Source organism: Novosphingobium sp. (assembly GCF_030696665.1).
In the GTDB taxonomy this organism is placed as follows: Bacteria; Pseudomonadota; Alphaproteobacteria; order Sphingomonadales; family Sphingomonadaceae; genus Novosphingobium.
On sequence record NZ_JAUYRV010000046.1, the window covers coordinates 160,783 to 177,446 of the forward strand.

16 protein-coding genes are annotated in these 16,664 nt (G+C 63.2%); 8 read left to right on the forward strand and 8 right to left on the reverse strand.

The genetic code is table 11. From position 1 onward, the window contains the following. The 3 genes from Q8R81_RS13615 to Q8R81_RS13625 are packed head-to-tail and all read left to right on the forward strand — an operon-like array spanning nt 1 to nt 3,643. Nucleotides 1–1,335 carry an acetyl/propionyl/methylcrotonyl-CoA carboxylase subunit alpha gene (locus tag Q8R81_RS13615; protein ID WP_305618683.1) on the forward strand — a complete coding sequence of 445 codons (1,335 nt, stop codon included), beginning with the start codon at nt 1–3 and terminating at the stop codon, nt 1,333–1,335. Next, nucleotides 1,332–2,804 carry a biotin carboxyl carrier protein gene (locus Q8R81_RS13620; RefSeq protein ID WP_305618686.1) on the forward strand — a complete coding sequence of 491 codons (1,473 nt, stop codon included), beginning with the start codon at nt 1,332–1,334 and terminating at the stop codon, nt 2,802–2,804. The genes Q8R81_RS13615 and Q8R81_RS13620 overlap by 4 nt, the downstream gene beginning before the upstream one ends. Further along, nucleotides 2,801–3,643, forward strand: a complete 843-nt coding sequence (locus Q8R81_RS13625) for an HAD-IIA family hydrolase (protein ID WP_305618687.1) — start codon at nt 2,801–2,803, stop codon at nt 3,641–3,643. Before Q8R81_RS13620 ends, Q8R81_RS13625 begins: the two co-directional genes overlap by 4 nt. 85 nt (nt 3,644–3,728) lie before the next feature. Here Q8R81_RS13625 and Q8R81_RS13630 read toward each other — a convergent pair whose 3' ends face one another. Next, nucleotides 3,729–4,619 carry a DMT family transporter gene (locus tag Q8R81_RS13630; protein WP_305618689.1) on the reverse strand — a complete coding sequence of 297 codons (891 nt, stop codon included), beginning with the start codon at nt 4,617–4,619 and terminating at the stop codon, nt 3,729–3,731. Between the two features lie 127 nt (nt 4,620–4,746). Here Q8R81_RS13630 and Q8R81_RS13635 point away from each other — a divergent pair, with 127 nt between their 5' ends. Both Q8R81_RS13635 and Q8R81_RS13640 read left to right on the forward strand, forming a co-directional pair. Continuing rightward, a complete protein-coding gene (locus tag Q8R81_RS13635; protein ID WP_305618690.1) occupies nt 4,747–5,760 on the forward strand; it encodes a glycosyltransferase family 2 protein in 1,014 nt (337 codons plus the stop codon). Further along, a complete protein-coding gene (locus tag Q8R81_RS13640) occupies nt 5,757–7,427 on the forward strand; it encodes a glycosyltransferase family 39 protein (RefSeq protein ID WP_305618691.1) in 1,671 nt (556 codons plus the stop codon). The genes Q8R81_RS13635 and Q8R81_RS13640 overlap by 4 nt, the downstream gene beginning before the upstream one ends. A gap of 2 nt (nt 7,428–7,429) precedes the next feature. On the opposite strand, the gene Q8R81_RS13645 is transcribed toward Q8R81_RS13640, so the two are convergent. Then, complete coding sequence (locus Q8R81_RS13645; protein WP_305618693.1) at nt 7,430–8,299, reverse strand: hypothetical protein; 870 nt, start codon at nt 8,297–8,299, stop codon at nt 7,430–7,432. Then, nucleotides 8,292–8,936, reverse strand: a complete 645-nt coding sequence (locus Q8R81_RS13650) for a class I SAM-dependent methyltransferase (RefSeq protein ID WP_305618695.1) — start codon at nt 8,934–8,936, stop codon at nt 8,292–8,294. The genes Q8R81_RS13645 and Q8R81_RS13650 overlap by 8 nt, the downstream gene beginning before the upstream one ends. 232 nt (nt 8,937–9,168) lie before the next feature. Between Q8R81_RS13650 and Q8R81_RS13655 the strand changes: the two genes are divergently transcribed. Next, nucleotides 9,169–10,707: a CpaF family protein gene (locus Q8R81_RS13655; RefSeq protein ID WP_305618697.1), complete on the forward strand. Its 1,539-nt coding sequence runs from the start codon at nt 9,169–9,171 to the stop codon at nt 10,705–10,707. Between the two features lie 10 nt (nt 10,708–10,717). On the opposite strand, the gene Q8R81_RS13660 is transcribed toward Q8R81_RS13655, so the two are convergent. Beyond that, the gene (locus Q8R81_RS13660) at nt 10,718–10,936 is read right to left on the reverse strand and encodes a hypothetical protein (protein ID WP_305618699.1); all 219 of its coding nucleotides are present in this window, start codon (nt 10,934–10,936) and stop codon (nt 10,718–10,720) included. A 60-nt stretch (nt 10,937–10,996) separates the two neighbouring features. Between Q8R81_RS13660 and Q8R81_RS13665 the strand changes: the two genes are divergently transcribed. Both Q8R81_RS13665 and Q8R81_RS13670 read left to right on the forward strand, forming a co-directional pair. Continuing rightward, nucleotides 10,997–11,917: a DMT family transporter gene (locus tag Q8R81_RS13665; RefSeq protein WP_305618701.1), complete on the forward strand. Its 921-nt coding sequence runs from the start codon at nt 10,997–10,999 to the stop codon at nt 11,915–11,917. Nucleotides 11,918–11,993: 76 nt separating this feature from the next. Continuing rightward, the gene (locus tag Q8R81_RS13670; protein WP_305618703.1) at nt 11,994–12,128 is read left to right on the forward strand and encodes a hypothetical protein; all 135 of its coding nucleotides are present in this window, start codon (nt 11,994–11,996) and stop codon (nt 12,126–12,128) included. 56 nt (nt 12,129–12,184) lie between these two features. On the opposite strand, the gene gcvPB is transcribed toward Q8R81_RS13670, so the two are convergent. Genes gcvPB through gcvT form a run of 4 tightly spaced genes read right to left on the reverse strand, consistent with a single transcriptional unit; the run spans nt 12,185 to nt 16,644 of the window. Beyond that, nucleotides 12,185–13,741: an aminomethyl-transferring glycine dehydrogenase subunit GcvPB gene (gcvPB, locus tag Q8R81_RS13675; RefSeq protein WP_305618705.1), complete on the reverse strand. Its 1,557-nt coding sequence runs from the start codon at nt 13,739–13,741 to the stop codon at nt 12,185–12,187. Continuing rightward, entirely contained in the window at nt 13,738–15,096 is a 1,359-nt protein-coding gene (gene gcvPA, locus Q8R81_RS13680) for an aminomethyl-transferring glycine dehydrogenase subunit GcvPA (protein ID WP_305618707.1), read from the reverse strand. The genes gcvPB and gcvPA overlap by 4 nt, the downstream gene beginning before the upstream one ends. Before the next feature lie 4 nt (nt 15,097–15,100). Then, on the reverse strand, nt 15,101–15,472 hold the full coding sequence (gene gcvH, locus Q8R81_RS13685; protein WP_305618708.1) for a glycine cleavage system protein GcvH: 372 nt from the start codon (nt 15,470–15,472) through the stop codon (nt 15,101–15,103). Then, on the reverse strand, nt 15,472–16,644 hold the full coding sequence (gcvT, locus tag Q8R81_RS13690; protein ID WP_371135370.1) for a glycine cleavage system aminomethyltransferase GcvT: 1,173 nt from the start codon (nt 16,642–16,644) through the stop codon (nt 15,472–15,474). Before gcvT ends, gcvH begins: the two co-directional genes overlap by 1 nt. Between the last annotated feature and the right edge of the window lie 20 nt (nt 16,645–16,664).

A 16,664-nucleotide genomic window follows, 5' to 3' on the forward strand; every position in this document is an offset into this window, starting at 1 on the left:
ATGATCCGCAAACTGTTCATCGCCAATCGCGGAGAAATTGCCCTCCGCGTGATCCGCACCGCGCGCGCTATGGGGATTGAAACCGTCCTCGGCGCCTCTGCTGCCGATGTCGCCTCACTGCCCGCACAGCTTGCCGATCAGGTAGAGATCGTCGGCCCCGGCCCATCTTCGCAAAGCTATCTGTCGGTCGAAAACGTGGTCGCCGCAGCCGTCCGTTCAGGTTGCGATGCCGTCCACCCCGGCTACGGCTTCCTGTCGGAAAACGCCACTTTCGCCCGCGCCATGCAGGCCAAAGGCATCCGCTTCGTCGGTCCCGACATCGCCACGCTAGAAGGCATGGGCGACAAGCTTGCCGCCCGCGCACTTGCGGTCGAAGCTGGCCTGCCCGTCCTTCCGGGCGGTGAAGCTGCCACCCGCGCCGATGTCCATACCCGTGCCGCGCAAACCGGCTATCCCCTGCTGCTCAAGGCCGTCTCCGGCGGCGGCGGGAAAGGCATGCGCCGGGTGGACCGCGCCGAAGACCTCGATACCGCGCTCGATATGGCGCAGGCCGAAGCGCAGGCCGCATTCGGCAACGCTGCAGTCTATGTCGAACGGTTCGTGGCGATGGGTCGCCACGTCGAAGTGCAGTTGCTCGGTGACGGCACCAATGCGATCCACCTTGGCACCCGCGATTGCTCGATCCAGCGCCGCTTCCAAAAACTGGTTGAGGAAGCGCCTGCACCTGCGATGCCACTTGAAGCGCGTGAGGGTATCGAACAGGCCGCTGTCCGCCTTGCCCGCCATCTGGGCTATCGCGGCGCAGGAACGGCGGAATTCCTCGTCGATGCGACCGATTTCTCGTTCTATTTTCTCGAGTTGAACGCCCGCATCCAGGTGGAACACCCCGTTACCGAGGCGATCACCGGCGTAGATCTGGTTGAACAGCAACTGCTCGTCGCGATGGGCAAGGAACTGACGCTGACGCAGGCGATGATCCGCCCCACCGGCCACGCCATCGAAGTGCGCATCAATGCCGAAGACCCTGACGCCGATTTCCGCCCATCGCCGGGCCGCGCCACCCGCGCTGCATGGCCCGCAGGCGCAGGCGTGCGTGTCGATACCCACATTGGCCAGAACGGCGAAGTTCCGCCGTTCTACGATTCGCTGATGGGTAAGCTCATCGTCCATGCAGCCACACGCGAAGAGGCGGTCGAACGGCTCGGCAAAGCGCTGGAATCGCTGCACATCGAAGGCCTGCCCACCACTGCCCCGCTCCATCGCCGCATCGTTGCAGACCCGCGCTTCATTGCGGGCGGCGTCGATACAGGCTTCCTTACGGGACTTGCCCAATGACCGAGATACGTCTTGTTGACGTCACCATGCGCGATGGCAACCAAAGCCTGTGGGGCGCTACCGGCCTCAACACTGCGCATATGCTGCAAGCCGCTGCACTCACGGAAGCCTGTGGTTTCCGCGCAGTAGACTTCACGTCGTCCAGCCACATGGCCGTCGCAGTCCGCTATTTCCGCAACAATCCGTGGGAGCGTCTGCGCCGCATGGCCGCCGCCATGCCCACCACGCCGCTGCAATTCATCACCACCGGCCTGCGCTTCATTGCGTGGCAGCAGGCGGACCCGGAATTCATGCGCCTCGTCTATCGCACGCTGCAGTTGAACGGCGTGGGCCGCTTCGTCCTGCTCGATCCGATGCACGAAGTGCCCGCCGTGATCGAGACTGCCAAGCTGGTGAAGCAGGAGGGCAATGGCGAAGTCATGGCGGCGCTCACCTTCACGCTCTCGGATATTCACACCGACCAGTTCTACGCCAATTTTGCCCGCGCCGTCGGGCAAAGCCCGGACATCGACCTGTTCTACATCAAAGACCCGGCGGGCCTCCTCTCCGTAGACCGCGCCCGCACGCTGGTCCCTGCGGTGAAAGCCGCCATCGGTAATCGTCCGCTGGAAATTCACTCCCACACCACCGTTGGCTTGGGCATGATGACCAGTCTGGAAGCCGCAAAACTCGGCATTTCGGCCATCCACGTCGGTGTCGGACCGGGCGGTGATGGCTCATCCTTGCCCGAAGCCAACCGCATGGTCGCCAACCTTGAAGAAGCAGGCTTTGAAGTCGGCATAGACCGGGCGGCCCTGAAACGCCTCACCACCTATTGGCAGCGAGTCGCGCTGGCAGAAGGTCTTCCGCCGGGCATGCCGCAGAATTTTGATGCCAGCTTCCTGCGCCACCAGATTGCAGGCGGTGTGATGACCACCATCGCGCGCCAGTTGGACGAACTCGGCCTGTCAGACCGGATGGACGCGGTGATCGCTGAAACCGGGCAGGTCCGCGCCGATCTCGGCTACCCGATCATGGTCACGCCGTTCCCGCAGATGGTCATGACGCAGGCGCTGTACAACGTGATCGGGGACCGGCGCTATGCGCAGGTTTCGGATCAGGTGATCCGCTATTGCATGGGCAAGTTCGGCAAGCCCACCTCGCCGGTCGATCACACGGTACTGGCCACGATCATGGACCGCCCGCGTTCGCGCGAATTGGAAAATGAACCGATGTTTCCGGCACTTGCAGACTTGCGCCGCCAGTTCGGAAGCAACCTGCCAGATGAGGAATTCCTCCTTCGCGCGGTCATGCCGGGCGAACAGGTCGATGCCATGCTCGCTGCCGGTCGTTCGCGCGCCACCTACTCGCCGCACGCTGCGCCAATCCTTTCGCTGCTGCGTCAACTCGCGGCAAAGCCCCACGCACGCGACATTGTGGTCGAGCGTGATGGCTTCCGTCTTGCCCTCCATGCTGGAGCATCGCTTTGAAACTGAATACGGAATTGGCTGCCCGCATGCGCGGCGCGGCGGGCTTCATCTTCGATATGGACGGCACCATCGCGCTGGGCGATTCCAAAAGCGGCGGTCACCGCGCCCTGCCCCACGCCATCGCCGTGCTTGAAGCGCTGAAGGCCAACGGCACGCCCTATGTCGTCTTTACCAACGGCACTGCAAAGCCACCCCCCGCCTATGCCAACTCATTGCGAAACGCTGGTTTTCCGGTCGAGGATAGCCAGATGCTGACCCCGTCCTCCTCCGCTGCGGCATGGCTGAGCCAGACCGGCACCGGCAAGGTTCGCGTCCTCGGCAATGCCGGGTGCGCCGCACCGCTGATCGACGCCGGGCTGGACGTCGTCGGCCCGTCGGAAGAGGCTGAAGGTGTCGAGGCAGTCTACACCGGGTGGTTCCGGGAGTTTGATTTCACTGCTTTGGAGGCCGGCTGCCACTCGCTGTGGAATGGCGCGCGGCTGGTAACCGCCAGCAACGTCCCCTTCTTCGCCACCGAAACTGGCCGCGCAATCGGGGCGAGCTTTCCGATCAACGTGATGCTGACCGCAATGACAAGCAAGCGCCCGCGCATCCTTGGCAAGCCGTCAAAGGTTGCGTTCGACACCGCGATGAAAGTGCTTGGCCTGCCACGCTCGGCCGCGAAGGACATGGTGGTTGTTGGAGACGATCCAGCGTTGGAAATGCGGATGGCAAATGCGGTTGGCGCGATATCGATTGGCCTGGCGACCGGCATCATGAGCAGCGATGCTTCCTTGCCTGAAAAAGACCGTCCCACGGTGCTGCTGAACGATCTGCAACCGCTGCTAGACGTGCTCTAGGTACGCTTAGGTGCGCGCTAGGTGCATCTAGGTGTCGTTCAGGATTACCCTCAAAAATCGTCACAAAGTGCTGATTTATAAAGCTTTATGACGATTTTTGGGGACGCCCCGCGCGCCACAGGTAAAGTCCTGCACCCACGATCACCAGCGCGCCGATGACGGTAACCAGATCCGGCCGCTCACCAAACAAGACCCACCCGGCGCACCCCGCCAGCAGCAACTGCACATAAGTCATCGGCGCAATCGCGGCAGCGCCCGCCCGCGTTGTTGCAAGGTAGATCAACGAATGCGCAAGGCTGGCGCTGACGGCGATCCCCGCGCTTTTCACCAGCACTATCATCGGCAACGGCGGCACGGTAAACAGGGGCAAGCCGCTGAAATGCCCGGCAATTGCGGCGATGACCAGCACCACCGCGCCGATAGCTGCAACGTTGAACTGCATCGACAGCATGCTGCCTTCACCGGCCACCTTGCGGTTGGCGATAATCAGCAGCGCCATACCCGTCGCCGCGATCACCGGCAGCAACGCCACCGGGCCAAGCAGCGCGAAGTTGGGGCGCATGATGAGCAGCACACCGGCAAAGGCAACAAGGCTTGCGATCAATGTCTCGCGCCGCAGCGGTTCGGCCAGCAGGACGCTCGCCAAAAGTGCAGTAATCATCGGACTTGTAAAGGAAATCGCGGTCGCCTCGCTCAACGGCATAAGGTGAAACGCGGTGAAACCGGTAACTGCCGAAACCGCCACGCTGCCGCCGCGCAGCATCTGCCAGCGGAGGCGGGGAAAGCGGAACCCAGCGCGCCCTTCGCGCAGGAAGAGGATCACGCCCAGACCCACCGCGCCGACGACATAACGCAGCGCCGCAATCGCCGTGCCGGGCCACAGTCCCGCCATGCCCTTGACCACGATATCGCCAAGCGACAGCAGCGCGAAGCCGCCAAGCGCAAAAATCAGGCCTGATCTGTGATTGTCCTGCAAGAAGCCCCCTGAGCAATGCGCCACTTCGCCTAGCCGTCAAATCGCCCGGCTGCCAGCGCTTTGCGGCCTTTACCGAGGGTTAACCATGAGGCGCTACGCCTACGGATGACATACGGAACGGGGCCACATGACCAAGCTGATTATTCAGATTCCCTGCCTTAACGAGGCAGATAGCCTGCCCGATACGCTGGTCGCTCTGCCACGCGTGATCCCCGGCATCGACAAGATCGAAATTCTCATCATCGACGATGGCAGCACCGATGGCACCGCCGAAGTCGCCCGCCGCTTTGGTGCACACCACGTGGTGCGCCACCGCCGCAACCGGGGCCTTGCCGCCGCATTCCAGAGCGGGCTTGATGCAGCGCTCGCAGCAGGCGCGGACATTATCGTCAACACCGACGCCGATGGCCAATATGCCGGCGAGGACATCGCCAAGCTGGTCGCGCCGATCGTGGCGAAGGAAGCGGATCTGGTAATCGGCGACCGCGGCGTTGGCCGCAACGAACATTTCGGCCCCCTCAAGCAGCGTTTGCAGCAGCTTGGCAGCGCCGTGGTGCGCAACCTTTCGGGCACCGAGGTGACCGACGCGGTCAGCGGTTTCCGCGCAATCAGCCGCGCCGCCGCTCAACGCATCACCATCACCACCGAATTCAGCTATACCACCGACATGCTGATCCAGGCCGGGCGCAAGCGCTTCAAGATCATCAGCGTGCCGATCCGCACCAATGCAACCGAGCGGCCGAGCCGCCTGTTCAAATCGATCCCTCAGTTCATCGCGCGCCAGCTTATGACGATGGGCCGCGCCTATGCGACCTACAATCCGCTGCGCACCTTCGCGCTGATCGGCGCTGGGCTGGCTACCATCGGCCTGCTGCCGGTGCTGCGCTTTATGGTGCTGTGGGCGATGGGTGATGGCGACGGCCACGTGCAATCGCTGGTGCTGGGCGGGTCGCTGCTGGTGCTGGGCGTCGTGACCGGGCTGATGGGCGTGCTGGCCGAACTGGTGGGTGCGAACCGCAAGCTGCTCGAAGCCGCGCTGGGCCATATTCGCCGGTTGGAACAGGACGTTGCCGCATTGCGCGGCACCACGCCCCCGGCACTGCTGGACGAAACTCTTGTGGGCGACCGGGAAGCAGCATGAGCGCCGCAGATGTGACGCCCAACGCCACCGGCGGCGGAGCGATGCAACTGGCCACTCGCTGGCTTGCCCCTGCGGCGCTGCTGCTGGTGCTGGCCATGCAATTGCCGCTGGTGCTGAACCGTGCGATCAACTGGGACGAATTCTGGCACTATAGCCAGACGGTGCTGCTGGCGCAGGGCAATCTACGCGATCCGTTGCAGACCCTTTATACCCGCGCCTTCGTGTGGGTGACCTCGCTGGAAGGAACGGGCGTGGATCACATCATCGTGATCCGCCTGTTCATGCTGGCCTGCGAACTGGTGACGCTTGCTGCGATCATCGGACTTGCCCGCCGCTTTGCGGACCGCAACACCGCATGGCTGTGCGCGCTGGCCTATCTTTCAGCCAGCTATGTATTTCAGCACGGCACGAGCTTCCGGTTTGATCCGCCTGCGGCTGCTCTGCTGACAAGCTCGCTGTGGATTCTGGCGTGCAGACCACTCACCGCGCGCTGGCTGATGCTGGTTGGCCTGCTGACCGGCCTTTCGACATTGCTGACGATCAAGTCCGTGCTCTATGCCCCGGCCTTTGCAGGGCTGGCGTGGTTGCGGTGGAGCGAACTGGGTTTGCGGCGCGAAATTGCGTTGCGGATCAGCGCTATACCGGTGCTGGCGCTGGCTGCGTTCGGCATTGCCTATCTGCTGCATTCACAGGGACTTGCAGGCGATACCGGGAGTGCCGCCGGAACCGTGGTTAGCCGGTCTGCAGAAAAGATGTTCTCGTTTGGCGTGCCGCCATACTGGCTGGCAACCGTGCGCGCGGCGGTGTTTTCACCGTTGCAGGCCATCCTGATACTGGCCGTGCCGATTGCGCTGCTGTTCAGCAAGCGACCGATGCCCGAAAGGCTCGCCTTGCTGGGCCTGTGGTTGCCGATGACTACGCTGTGGTTCTATCACAACACCGCGCCCTACTATCACGTGTTCCTGCTGGCACCGGTCTCGGTCTCGCTCACGGCAATCATACCGGCAGCGGCAAAGCGCTTTGGCGCGCCATTGCTGGCCATCCTGCTGTTTGCCGGGGCCATCCTGACCCTGATGCGCGAGCCGGAAAACACCATCGACAAGCAGCGCAAGTTGCTTGTCGCCGCTGAGCAGATCTTCGGCGGACCGGTGGCCTATTTCGACAGTTGCGCGATGATCGGCCAGTTTCCGAAGGCCAACGCCTTTTTGACGCCCTGGGGCATCCATCAATACTTGCGCGGTGGTTTCCCCGCCATGAGCGACATCGTGGACACGAAGGTCGTGCCGCTGGTGGTCGACGATGACTATATGTTTGCAGAGGCGCTGAACACGCGCGAAGCAGTGCCAACGTTGCTGCCGCGCGACACGCAAATGCTGCGCAGCACTTACGTCCGCTTTTGGGGGCCGTTCTGGGTGGCCGGATTTGATCTGGCCGCTGACAGTGCGGAGCGCAAGATTGCGGTGCGTGTGCCGGGGCCGTATACGCTCCACGGGCAAGCGCCGATGACGATTGATGGTGTCATGCACAAGCCGGGTGCTGTGTTCAATCTGGCGCGCGGGGAGCACACGGTTGCCCCAACTGCGCAAGGCGGCCGCCTGATTTGGGGTCGCAACCTGAAAGCGCCCGCCGGACCGGCTCCGGCAGAGCCCTTCTTCATGTTGTTCTGAGGTCAGGCGTCTGGTGCGCCCGCGCGGGTGAGTGCCAGCACGCCGAACAGCAGGTCTCCCGCTATCGACGCGATGCGCAGCGCGAGAACTGCGGCGAGCAGGCTGGCGGCGGGGAATGTCTGGCCGCCGAGCAGCAGCATTGCGGCTTCTCTGACGCCCAGACCGCCCGGCGCAATCGGCACCAGAAAGCCCGCCAGCCAAGCCAGCAGGAACAATCCGGCGAACAGGCCAAGCGGTGCGCCAGCGGGCAGGACGGCCGCGCCGATCACAGCGGCAGCACCAGCAAAACACAGGAAGCCGCAAAGTTGCAGCGCCCCGGCGCGCACAAGTGGCGTGGCCGAGGATCGCGCGAGTCTGACGACGGCCGGAACTGCAAAGATGCTCAAAAATGGCCAGCGCGCGAACGCCAGTGCAAGACCCATCGCGCCAAGGCTGGACGGCAAATGCAATGCAATTTCGGCGAGGCTGCTTTTTGCCAGAGCGCGATGGTCCAACCCGGCGGCAGCGCCTTCGATCTGGCGGCTGGCGTATTGGAACACAGATCCGGGCAGATACTTGGCAAGGACGCCGCGACCGTAGATCGCGCGCATCTTGGCCGGGCCTACCATGCGGGAAGGATCAGCCAGCGCGTGCCAGGCCGAGGACAGCGCGCGATTGGACAGTGCGAAGAGCAAGGGCGCGGCCACCATCGCGCCCGCCAAGGGCCACGAGGCCTGTTCAAGCAAAACACCGGGGCCAAGCTGCGCAACGCGGTGCCCCATGAAGCCGAGGCATGTTCCGACAAGGGCGAACCCGGCAATGCGGCGGCCCAGACGGCGCTTGCGATTATCCCCGGACGGTAATGTGATGGCCGGGGCTTGCGCTTCAGGCATGAAGGATGCTGCTGAAATCCGGATAGGGAACGCAATAGGAGCGGCCAAAGTGGCGCGTCTCTTTCAAACCGCAATTGCGGATCGCGCTGCGATAGCGCGAACGGCCGGTATCATCGAACAGGATGACGCCATCGGGTTTCAGGAACGGCATGGCGCGGGCAAGGCAGGCGTTGCGATCACGCCCATCGACCACGATAAGATCGAACTGCCCCCCTGCTTCGGCGATAGCGTCAACATAGGCCGGTGTCGCCAGATCACGATGCCACAGGCGAACATTGCCGCGGTCGGCGATGAGTTCGCCAAGGCGGGAATGCCAGCCCGCGTGGTGTTCCACACTGATGACTTCGCGTGCGCGGCGCGAGAGCCAAGCCGTGCTGGCGCCCGAACCGTATTCGAAAACGCGGGCGGCAGGGCGGGCGGCCAGAAAAGCGTCAATTTCGCGCGTGGCGACGACATTCCACCACGGGCAATCGAGCGGGATCATGCGTTCCGGTTGATGGATGGCCAGCAGCGAGGCGGTCCAGCGTTGCAGTCCCCACGGGGACGAAGTGCGCGCCTGCTGCCAAAAGCTGTCCAGCACCGAAAGTCCGGCGATGGCTTGCGCTGATGCGGAATAGGCGTTTTTGGCAACCTGCATGAAACCCTCTTCATCTCTGATCATGCGAGACCTACCGCTTGGGCTGTTAAGATTGCACTAACGATGTTTTGCAAGGCAGTTGGCCGATGCGGGCCACTTGGTTGAATCATTTGATGGTTGAAACAGGCATTAGCGAAATGTCAAAGTTTGCCGAATAATCACCATAAGCGACGCCATGCGCCAAGGCTTTTCGGGCCGATGTGCGCAGAGGATCACGCAGGGGTTATAACAGATGAGCGCTTTCGGGCGAAAGACCGGACTTTCAGGCACTTCGACGGGGGGTAGGCCCTCGTTCGGCGTGGCAAGACCGATGAAAACCGGGGACCAGTCGGCATCGCCTTCTGCCACGCCTGTGCCAATGCCGATGGGAGGGGACCAGTTCCCCCCCCTGCCCGCGATGGACAACGACGATGCGCCCGCAAGTGGTGCCGCGTTGAAGGCCGATGCGCTGACTCGTCTGGCCGACCGTGCCAATGGCGTGAACGAAGGCAATTATCAGGCCGAGGGCTTTGAAGCTTCGGTGCACAAGATCAAGGAGCAGGTGCTGCCGCGTCTGCTGGAGCGCGTCGATCCCGAGGCGGCGGCGACGCTGACCAAGGACGAGCTTTCCGAAGAATTCCGCCCGATCATCCTTGAAGTGCTGGCCGAACTGAAGGTCACACTGAACCGGCGTGAACAGTTTGCGCTGGAAAAGGTGCTGATCGACGAATTGCTGGGCTTCGGGCCGCTGGAAGAGCTGCTCAACGATCCCGACATCTCGGACATCATGGTCAACGGGCCGGAGCAGACCTACATCGAAAAGAAGGGCAAGCTCGTGCTCGCCCCGATCCGGTTCCGCGATGAAAGCCACCTGTTCCAGATTGCCCAGCGCATCGTGAACCAGGTTGGCCGCCGCGTTGACCAGACCACGCCGCTGGCTGACGCCCGCCTCAAGGACGGTAGCCGCGTCAACGTGATCGTGCCACCGCTTTCGCTGCGTGGCACCGCGATCTCGATTCGTAAGTTTTCCGAAAAGCCGATCACGATTGATATGCTGCGCGATTTCGGATCGATGAGCGACAAGATGGCAACGGCGCTGAAGATCGCCGGGGCTTGCCGCATGAACATCGTCATCTCAGGCGGTACCGGGTCGGGCAAGACAACCATGCTCAACGCGCTGTCGAAGATGATCGACCCGGGTGAGCGCGTGCTGACGATTGAAGACGCCGCCGAACTTCGCCTGCAGCAGCCGCACTGGCTGCCGCTGGAAACGCGTCCGCCGAACCTTGAAGGCCAAGGCGCCATCACCATCGGCGATCTTGTGAAGAACGCGCTGCGTATGCGCCCTGACCGGATCATCCTTGGCGAAATTCGTGGCGCGGAATGCTTCGATTTGCTGGCCGCAATGAACACCGGCCACGATGGATCAATGTGTACGCTCCACGCCAACTCGGCACGCGAATGCCTTGGCCGTATGGAAAACATGATCCTGATGGGCGACATCAAGATTCCGAAGGAAGCGATCAGCCGCCAGATTGCTGAATCGGTCGATCTGATCGTGCAGGTCAAGCGTCTGCGCGATGGTTCGCGCCGCACCACGGGCATCACGGAAGTGATCGGGATGGAAGGCGATGTGATCGTGACGCAGGATCTGTTCAAGTTCGAGTATCTGGACGAGACCGAGGACGGCAAGATCATCGGCGAATTCCGCCCATCGGGCCTGCGCCCCTATACGCTGGAAAAGGCACGGCAGTTCGGGTTCGATCAGGCGTATCTTGAGGCTTGCTTGTAAGGCTTGGCGTTCAGACCGCGAACCATTCCCTTGCCGAGAGGCCGAGGAAGACGATGGCAGCGAGAAACGTGGTCAAGTAGATTACGGTCCAAGGCATGAAGCCGACCGCATCGAGATTGGTGCGGCGCAGGCGGCGGCGTTCGGCCCAGGCCGACGCCAGCGCGATGGCAAGCGCCACCGCGCCTGCGACCAAGTGAAATTGCCAGAGATGCGGGAACAGGTCTTCCATTGCTCGCCAGATGGGCAACGAGGGGGTTGATCGCAAGGGGCTTTGGCCTAAGGCCCTCGCATGAATACGCATGATCGTCCGATGCTCGCGCTGGCATTGCGCCTGTTGGCCACGGTGCTGTTTTCGGTCATGCTGCTGCTGGTCAAGCTGACTGGCGAACAAGACATTGCCCTTCCCGAAACACTGTTCTGGCGGCAGGCCCTGCCCGCGCTGGCGATCTTTGGATGGCTGGCAGCGCGCGGTCAAATTGGCCGGTTGAAAACCAAGCGACCTTGGGTCCATGCCCGGCGGGCACTGATCGGCGGGACGGGGATGTTCCTCACGCTGGGTGTGGTGCGCATTCTTCCGCTAGCCGAAGCAACGGTGCTGGGCTTTACCGCACCGATGTTCGCGGTGATACTTTCAGCGCTGTTATTGAAGGAAAAGGTGGGGCCGTGGCGATGGACAGCGGTGATCGTGGGCCTGCTCGGCGTGCTGATCATTGCCGGGCCGGATGCCACCAATCTGCCGCTGTTCGGGGTGGTGGTGGGGATCGGTGCGGCGTTCATGGTAGCGCTGGTGACGGTGCAGGTGCGCGATCTGGGACGGACTGAAGAGCCACTGACGGTGGTGTTCTATTTCTCAGCCATCAGCGCGCCATTCCTCGGGCTGTTCCTGTTCAGCACTGGCATGAGTCACGACCTGACGGGTTGGCTCATGCTGGGTGGGATCGGCGTGAGCGGGCTGTTTGCGCAGATCGCGATGACGGCATCGCTACGCTATGGTTCAGTGGCCAGCGTGATTGTGGTGGATTACGTGCAACTGGCTTGGGCAACGTTCTGGGGCTGGTTGGTGTTCAGCCATCTGCCACCTGCCAGCACGTGGATTGGCGCGCCGGTAATCATCGGGGCGAGCCTGCTGATCGTCTGGCGCGAGCATGTGCTGGGCAAACGGAGCAAGGCGGCGGAAATTGAAGCGGCAGCGGCGTTGGAACCGGCCTGACCTTCAGGCGTTCCACATTTCAGATCGGGCACGGTGAGGACATTCTCCGCCGGCCCAAGTTTGAAAGGTGCAAGCCATGATCCGCAAGTTTGTTTTTGCCACGATGATGGGTGGCCTGCTGCTCGGCGCGACTGCGTGCAACACCGTGCGCGGTGCCGGTGCAGACCTTGAGTCGGCAGCGGACACAACTCAGGGCGCGATGAACGACTGATCGTTTCGATGACAGCGTAAGGGCCGCTCCGCACGCGCGGGGCGGCCCTTTTCGTGTCAGTCTTCCTTCCACACCAGCTTCGGCTTGCGCGCGGCCAGCGTTTCATCGAGGCGGCGGCGTGGCGCGAGGTGTGGGGCGGATTTGAGCATTTCGTCCCCTGCCCGCGCGCGTTCGGCCAATGACCGCATCGCGCCAACAAACTGGTCGATCCCGGCCTTGCTCTCGGTCTCGGTCGGCTCCACCAGCATTGCGCCGTGGACGACGAGCGGGAAATAGACCGTCATCGGGTGATAGCCCTCGTCGATCAGGCCCTTGGCAAGATCGTTGGTCGAGAAGCCTTCGGCAAAGCCATCGTCCGAGAACAGGGCTTCGTGCATGCATGGGCCGGACGCGCCGAACGGGGCATCGAGCACATCGTCAAGGCTGCGCAGGATATAGTTGGCATTGAGCACCGCATCGCCCGAAACCTGCCGCAAACCATCCGCACCGTGGCTGAGGATATAGGCGAGTGCGCGGGTGTACATGCCCATCTGGCCGTGGAAGGCGCACATGCGGCCGAAGGTCTGCGGGTGCTCTTCATGCGCCTGCTCTTCCTCGATGAGCGTGACCGAGCCATCGGCCTGCCGCGCGGTGAAGGGCAGCGGGCCGAAGGGGCTCAGCGCTTCGGACAGGACGACCGGGCCGGAACCGGGACCGCCGCCGCCGTGCGGGGTGGAGAAGGTCTTGTGCAGATTGATGTGCATGGCATCGACGCCCAGATCGCCGGGACGCACGCGCCCGACGATGGCGTTGAAGTTCGCGCCATCGCAGTAGACGTATCCGCCCGCCGCGTGGACGGCATCGGCGATGATCTTGAGATCACGTTCGAACAGGCCGCAAGTGTTGGGGTTGGTAATCATCACACCGGCGACATCGGGACCGAGACGCGCGATCAGCGCGGCGGAATCGACGCGGCCTTCGGGGGTGGCGGGAATGTTTTCGACCTTGAACCCGGCGAAGGCGGCGGTGGCGGGATTGGTGCCGTGGGCGCTTTCGGGAACGAGGATCACATCGCGCGGATCGCCCTTCGCCTCAAGCGCGGCGCGGATGCAGAGCAGGCCGCACAGTTCGCCGTGGGCACCGGCCTTGGGCGTCATGGCGACGCCGTGCATGCCGGTGAGCTCGATCAGCCAGAACGCCAGTTCATTGATGACCGAAAGCGCGCCCTGCACCGTGTGGACCGGCTGTAGCGGGTGGACATCGGCAAAGCCGGGCATCCGCGCGACCTTTTCATCAAGGCGCGGGTTGTGCTTCATTGTGCACGAGCCGAGCGGGAACAGGCCGAGGTCGATGGCATAGTTCTGGCGCGACAGGCGGGTGTAGTGGCGCACGGTCTCCGGCTCTGACAAGCCGGGCAGGTTCGGGCGTTCGGTGCGGGCCATCGGGCCGAGGGCGGACAGATCGATGCTGTCCGTCTCAGGGAAGTCGACGCCCGAACGGTCGGGCAGGCCGAGTTCGAACAGGAGCGCTTCTTCCAGTTGCAGCCCGCGATTGCCGGTGAATGTCTGGATCGGTGCGCCGGGTACATTCTCGCCCATCGAAGGGCGCCAACCGGTGGGATTGATCGCGTTCATGCCAGCACCTCCTTGAGCGCAGCGGCGAGCGCTGCGATGTCTTCGTCCGTCGTGCATTCGGTGGCGGCTACGACCATGCCGTTCGCCAGCGCCGCTTCCTGCGGGTAGAGGCGGCCCAATGAAACGCCACCGAGGACTTGCCGGTCGGCCAGATCGCGCACCACCTGCCGCGCATCCTTGGGCAGGGTGATCGCAAATTCGTTGAAGTAGTGCGTGTTGACCACGGTGACGCCCGGGACATCTGCAAGTGCGGCGGCTGTCTTGCGTGCAGCGGCGTGGCTGAGCTTTGCCATGTCGGACAGGCCCGATCCGCCGAGCAGGGTCATGTGGATCGAGAACGCCAACGCACACAGGCCGGAGTTGGTGCAGATGTTGCTCGTCGCCTTCTCACGCCGGATGTGCTGTTCGCGCGTGGAGAGGGTGAGGACGAAGCCGCGCTTGCCATCGGCGTCCACGGTTTCACCGCAGAGGCGGCCGGGGATCTGGCGCAGATACTTTTCGCGGCAGCCGAACAGGCCGAGGTAAGGGCCGCCGAACTGGAGGCCGACGCCGATGGACTGGCCCTCGCCCACTACGATGTCAGCGCCGAGGCTGCCGGGGCTTTGCAGGACGCCCAGAGCGACGGGTTCAGTGACGACCGCGATCAGCAGCGCACCCTTGGCCTGTGCGGCAGCGGCGATGGCGGCAAGATCGGGGATGCGGCCGAGTATGTCGGGATACTGGACCACGACGCACGAGGTTTCGCCGTCGATACGGGCGATCAGCGCGGCGTCATCGGGCGTAGGCGTCAGTTCGGGCGCGACGGTATCCAGCACGTCGCCGGTGAACTTGGCCATCGTGCGCGCGGTTTCGACGTAGTGTGAATGAGCGCCGCCCGAGAGGACGGCCTTGCCGCGTTTGGTGATGCGGCCTGCCATCGCGATGGCTTCCCAGCATGCGGTGGAGCCATCGTAGAGTGAGGCGTTGGCGACATCGGTGCCGAACAGGCGCGCGACTTGCGTCTGGAATTCGAACAGCACCTGCAGCGTGCCTTGCGCGATTTCGGGCTGGTAGGGCGTGTAGGCGGTGAGGAATTCTCCGCGCTGGATCAAGTGATCGACCGTCGCGGGCACATGGTGGCGATAGGCCCCGGCGCCGAGGAAGAAGGGCACCGATCCGGCGGTGACATTGTTGGCGGAGAGCCGCGCCATGTGGCGTTCGACCGCCATTTCGCTGGCGTGGCCCGGCAGGCCAGCGATGGGAGCCGAAAGGCGCGCCTCGGCGGGAACGTCAGCGAACAGCTCGTCAATCGAGCCTGCGCCGATGACCGAGAGCATGGCGCTCCGGTCAGCGTCGGTCAGGGGAAGATAGCGCATGGAATCAAAGCTCCGCGATGAAGGCCTGATAGCTGGCCTCGTCCATCAGGCCATCGAGTTCGGCGGGGTCGGACAGAGTCATCTTCCACAGCCAGCCCTCGCCTTCGGGATCGGTGTTGACCAGTTCAGGCTGATCTTCGAGCGCGGCATTGGCGACGGTGACTTTGCCCGAGGCGGGGGCATAAACGTCGGACGCAGCCTTGACGCTGTCGACCACCGAGGCGCTGTCACCCATCGACACTTCGCTGCCAGCACCGGGCACTTCGACAAAGGTGATGTCACCCAACTGGCTTTGCGCGTAGTCGGAGATACCGACGGTGGCTTCGCTGCCTTCGACCGCAATCCATTCGTGGTCCTTGGTGAAATAGCGGGTCATCAAGCGGCTCCTTTACGGTGATAGCGATGGGGTACGAAAGGCATGGGCACGACGCTGGCGGCAAGCTTGCGGCCGCGCACGTCGATGGAGAGTGAGGTGCCGGGGGCGGTAAAATCGGTGGCGACGTACGCCATAGCGATGGGGCGTTCGAGGCTGGGCGAGAAGCCGCCAGAGGTGACAGTGCCGACTTCGGTGTCGCCCGAGAGAACCTTTGCGCCCTCGCGCGCGGCCATGCGGCCTTCGATGGCGAGGCCGACGCGGCGGGTTTGCGCGCCGCTGGCGATCAGGGGGAGGATGACGTCCGCGCCGGGGAAGCCGCCTTCGCTGCGGCGGCGCTTGTTGATGCCGAAGAGCAAATCAGCGCTGACCGGGTCGACCGTTTCGGTCATGTCATGGCCGTAGAGCGGCAGCCCTGCTTCGAGGCGGAGGCTATCACGCGCACCGAGGGCAATGGGCTTTACCTGTGGTTCGGCGCAGATGAGATCGGCAAGCTCGGCGGCATTTTCGGCAGGCACGGAGATTTCGAAGCCATCTTCACCGGTGTAGCCCGAACGGCTGATCCACGCATCTACACCGCCGAGCTTGAACTGCCCGCCGCGCATGAAGGTGAGCGCCGAGAGCGGGTATTCACCGGTAACCAGCGGTTCAAGGGCTTCGAAAGCCTTGGGCCCTTGCAGGGCGAAGAGCGCGCTGTCTTCAAGGTGGTTGAGCGTGATCTCATCGGGCAGACGTTCGCGCAGAGTGGCGATATCATCCCACTTGGTTGCGCCGTTGACGACGAGGTGGAAGCCCGTGCCCCAGCGCGTGACCATCAGATCATCGAGGATGCCGCCTTCGTCGTTCAGCAGCAGCGAATAGCGTGCGCCGCCGAGCGGGAGCGTGCTGAGATCGATAGGTAGTGCAGCTTCGAGTGCGGCTTCTACGCCCTCGCCCGAAACGTAGAGCTGGCCCATGTGCGAAACGTCGAAGAACCCGGCGTTTTCGCGGGACCAAAGGTGCTCGGCGATGATGCCCTCGAATTGCACGGGCATCCAGTACCCGGCGAAATCGACCATGCGGCCACCGCGCGTGCGATGCCATTGGTCGAGCGGCAGGGTCAGCGGAGCGGCGGGGCCTGCCTCCACGTCATCGTCGGCATGATTATCGCCAAGATTATCGTATGTGTTGCTCACAAATATCATTCCCGTGCAGT

Bases quoted from the DNA above. Each gene is read 5' to 3' on its own strand.
- gcvPB (WP_305618705.1), bottom strand. From the start codon at position 13,741: ATGAACGCGATCAATCCCACCGGTTGGCGCCCTTCGATGGGCGAGAAT.
- Q8R81_RS13660 (WP_305618699.1), bottom strand. From the start codon at position 10,936: ATGGAAGACCTGTTCCCGCATCTCTGGCAATTTCACTTGGTCGCAGGC.
- Q8R81_RS13670 (WP_305618703.1), top strand. From the start codon at position 11,994: ATGATCCGCAAGTTTGTTTTTGCCACGATGATGGGTGGCCTGCTGCTC.
- Q8R81_RS13655 (WP_305618697.1), top strand. From the start codon at position 9,169: ATGAGCGCTTTCGGGCGAAAGACCGGACTTTCAGGCACTTCGACGGGG.
- gcvPA (WP_305618707.1), bottom strand. From the start codon at position 15,096: ATGCGCTATCTTCCCCTGACCGACGCTGACCGGAGCGCCATGCTCTCG.
- Q8R81_RS13665 (WP_305618701.1), top strand. From the start codon at position 10,997: ATGAATACGCATGATCGTCCGATGCTCGCGCTGGCATTGCGCCTGTTG.
- Q8R81_RS13620 (WP_305618686.1), top strand. From the start codon at position 1,332: ATGACCGAGATACGTCTTGTTGACGTCACCATGCGCGATGGCAACCAA.
- Q8R81_RS13645 (WP_305618693.1), bottom strand. From the start codon at position 8,299: ATGCCTGAAGCGCAAGCCCCGGCCATCACATTACCGTCCGGGGATAAT.
- Q8R81_RS13640 (WP_305618691.1), top strand. From the start codon at position 5,757: ATGAGCGCCGCAGATGTGACGCCCAACGCCACCGGCGGCGGAGCGATG.
- Q8R81_RS13635 (WP_305618690.1), top strand. From the start codon at position 4,747: ATGACCAAGCTGATTATTCAGATTCCCTGCCTTAACGAGGCAGATAGC.
- Q8R81_RS13650 (WP_305618695.1), bottom strand. From the start codon at position 8,936: ATGCAGGTTGCCAAAAACGCCTATTCCGCATCAGCGCAAGCCATCGCC.
- Q8R81_RS13615 (WP_305618683.1), top strand. From the start codon at position 1: ATGATCCGCAAACTGTTCATCGCCAATCGCGGAGAAATTGCCCTCCGC.
- gcvH (WP_305618708.1), bottom strand. From the start codon at position 15,472: ATGACCCGCTATTTCACCAAGGACCACGAATGGATTGCGGTCGAAGGC.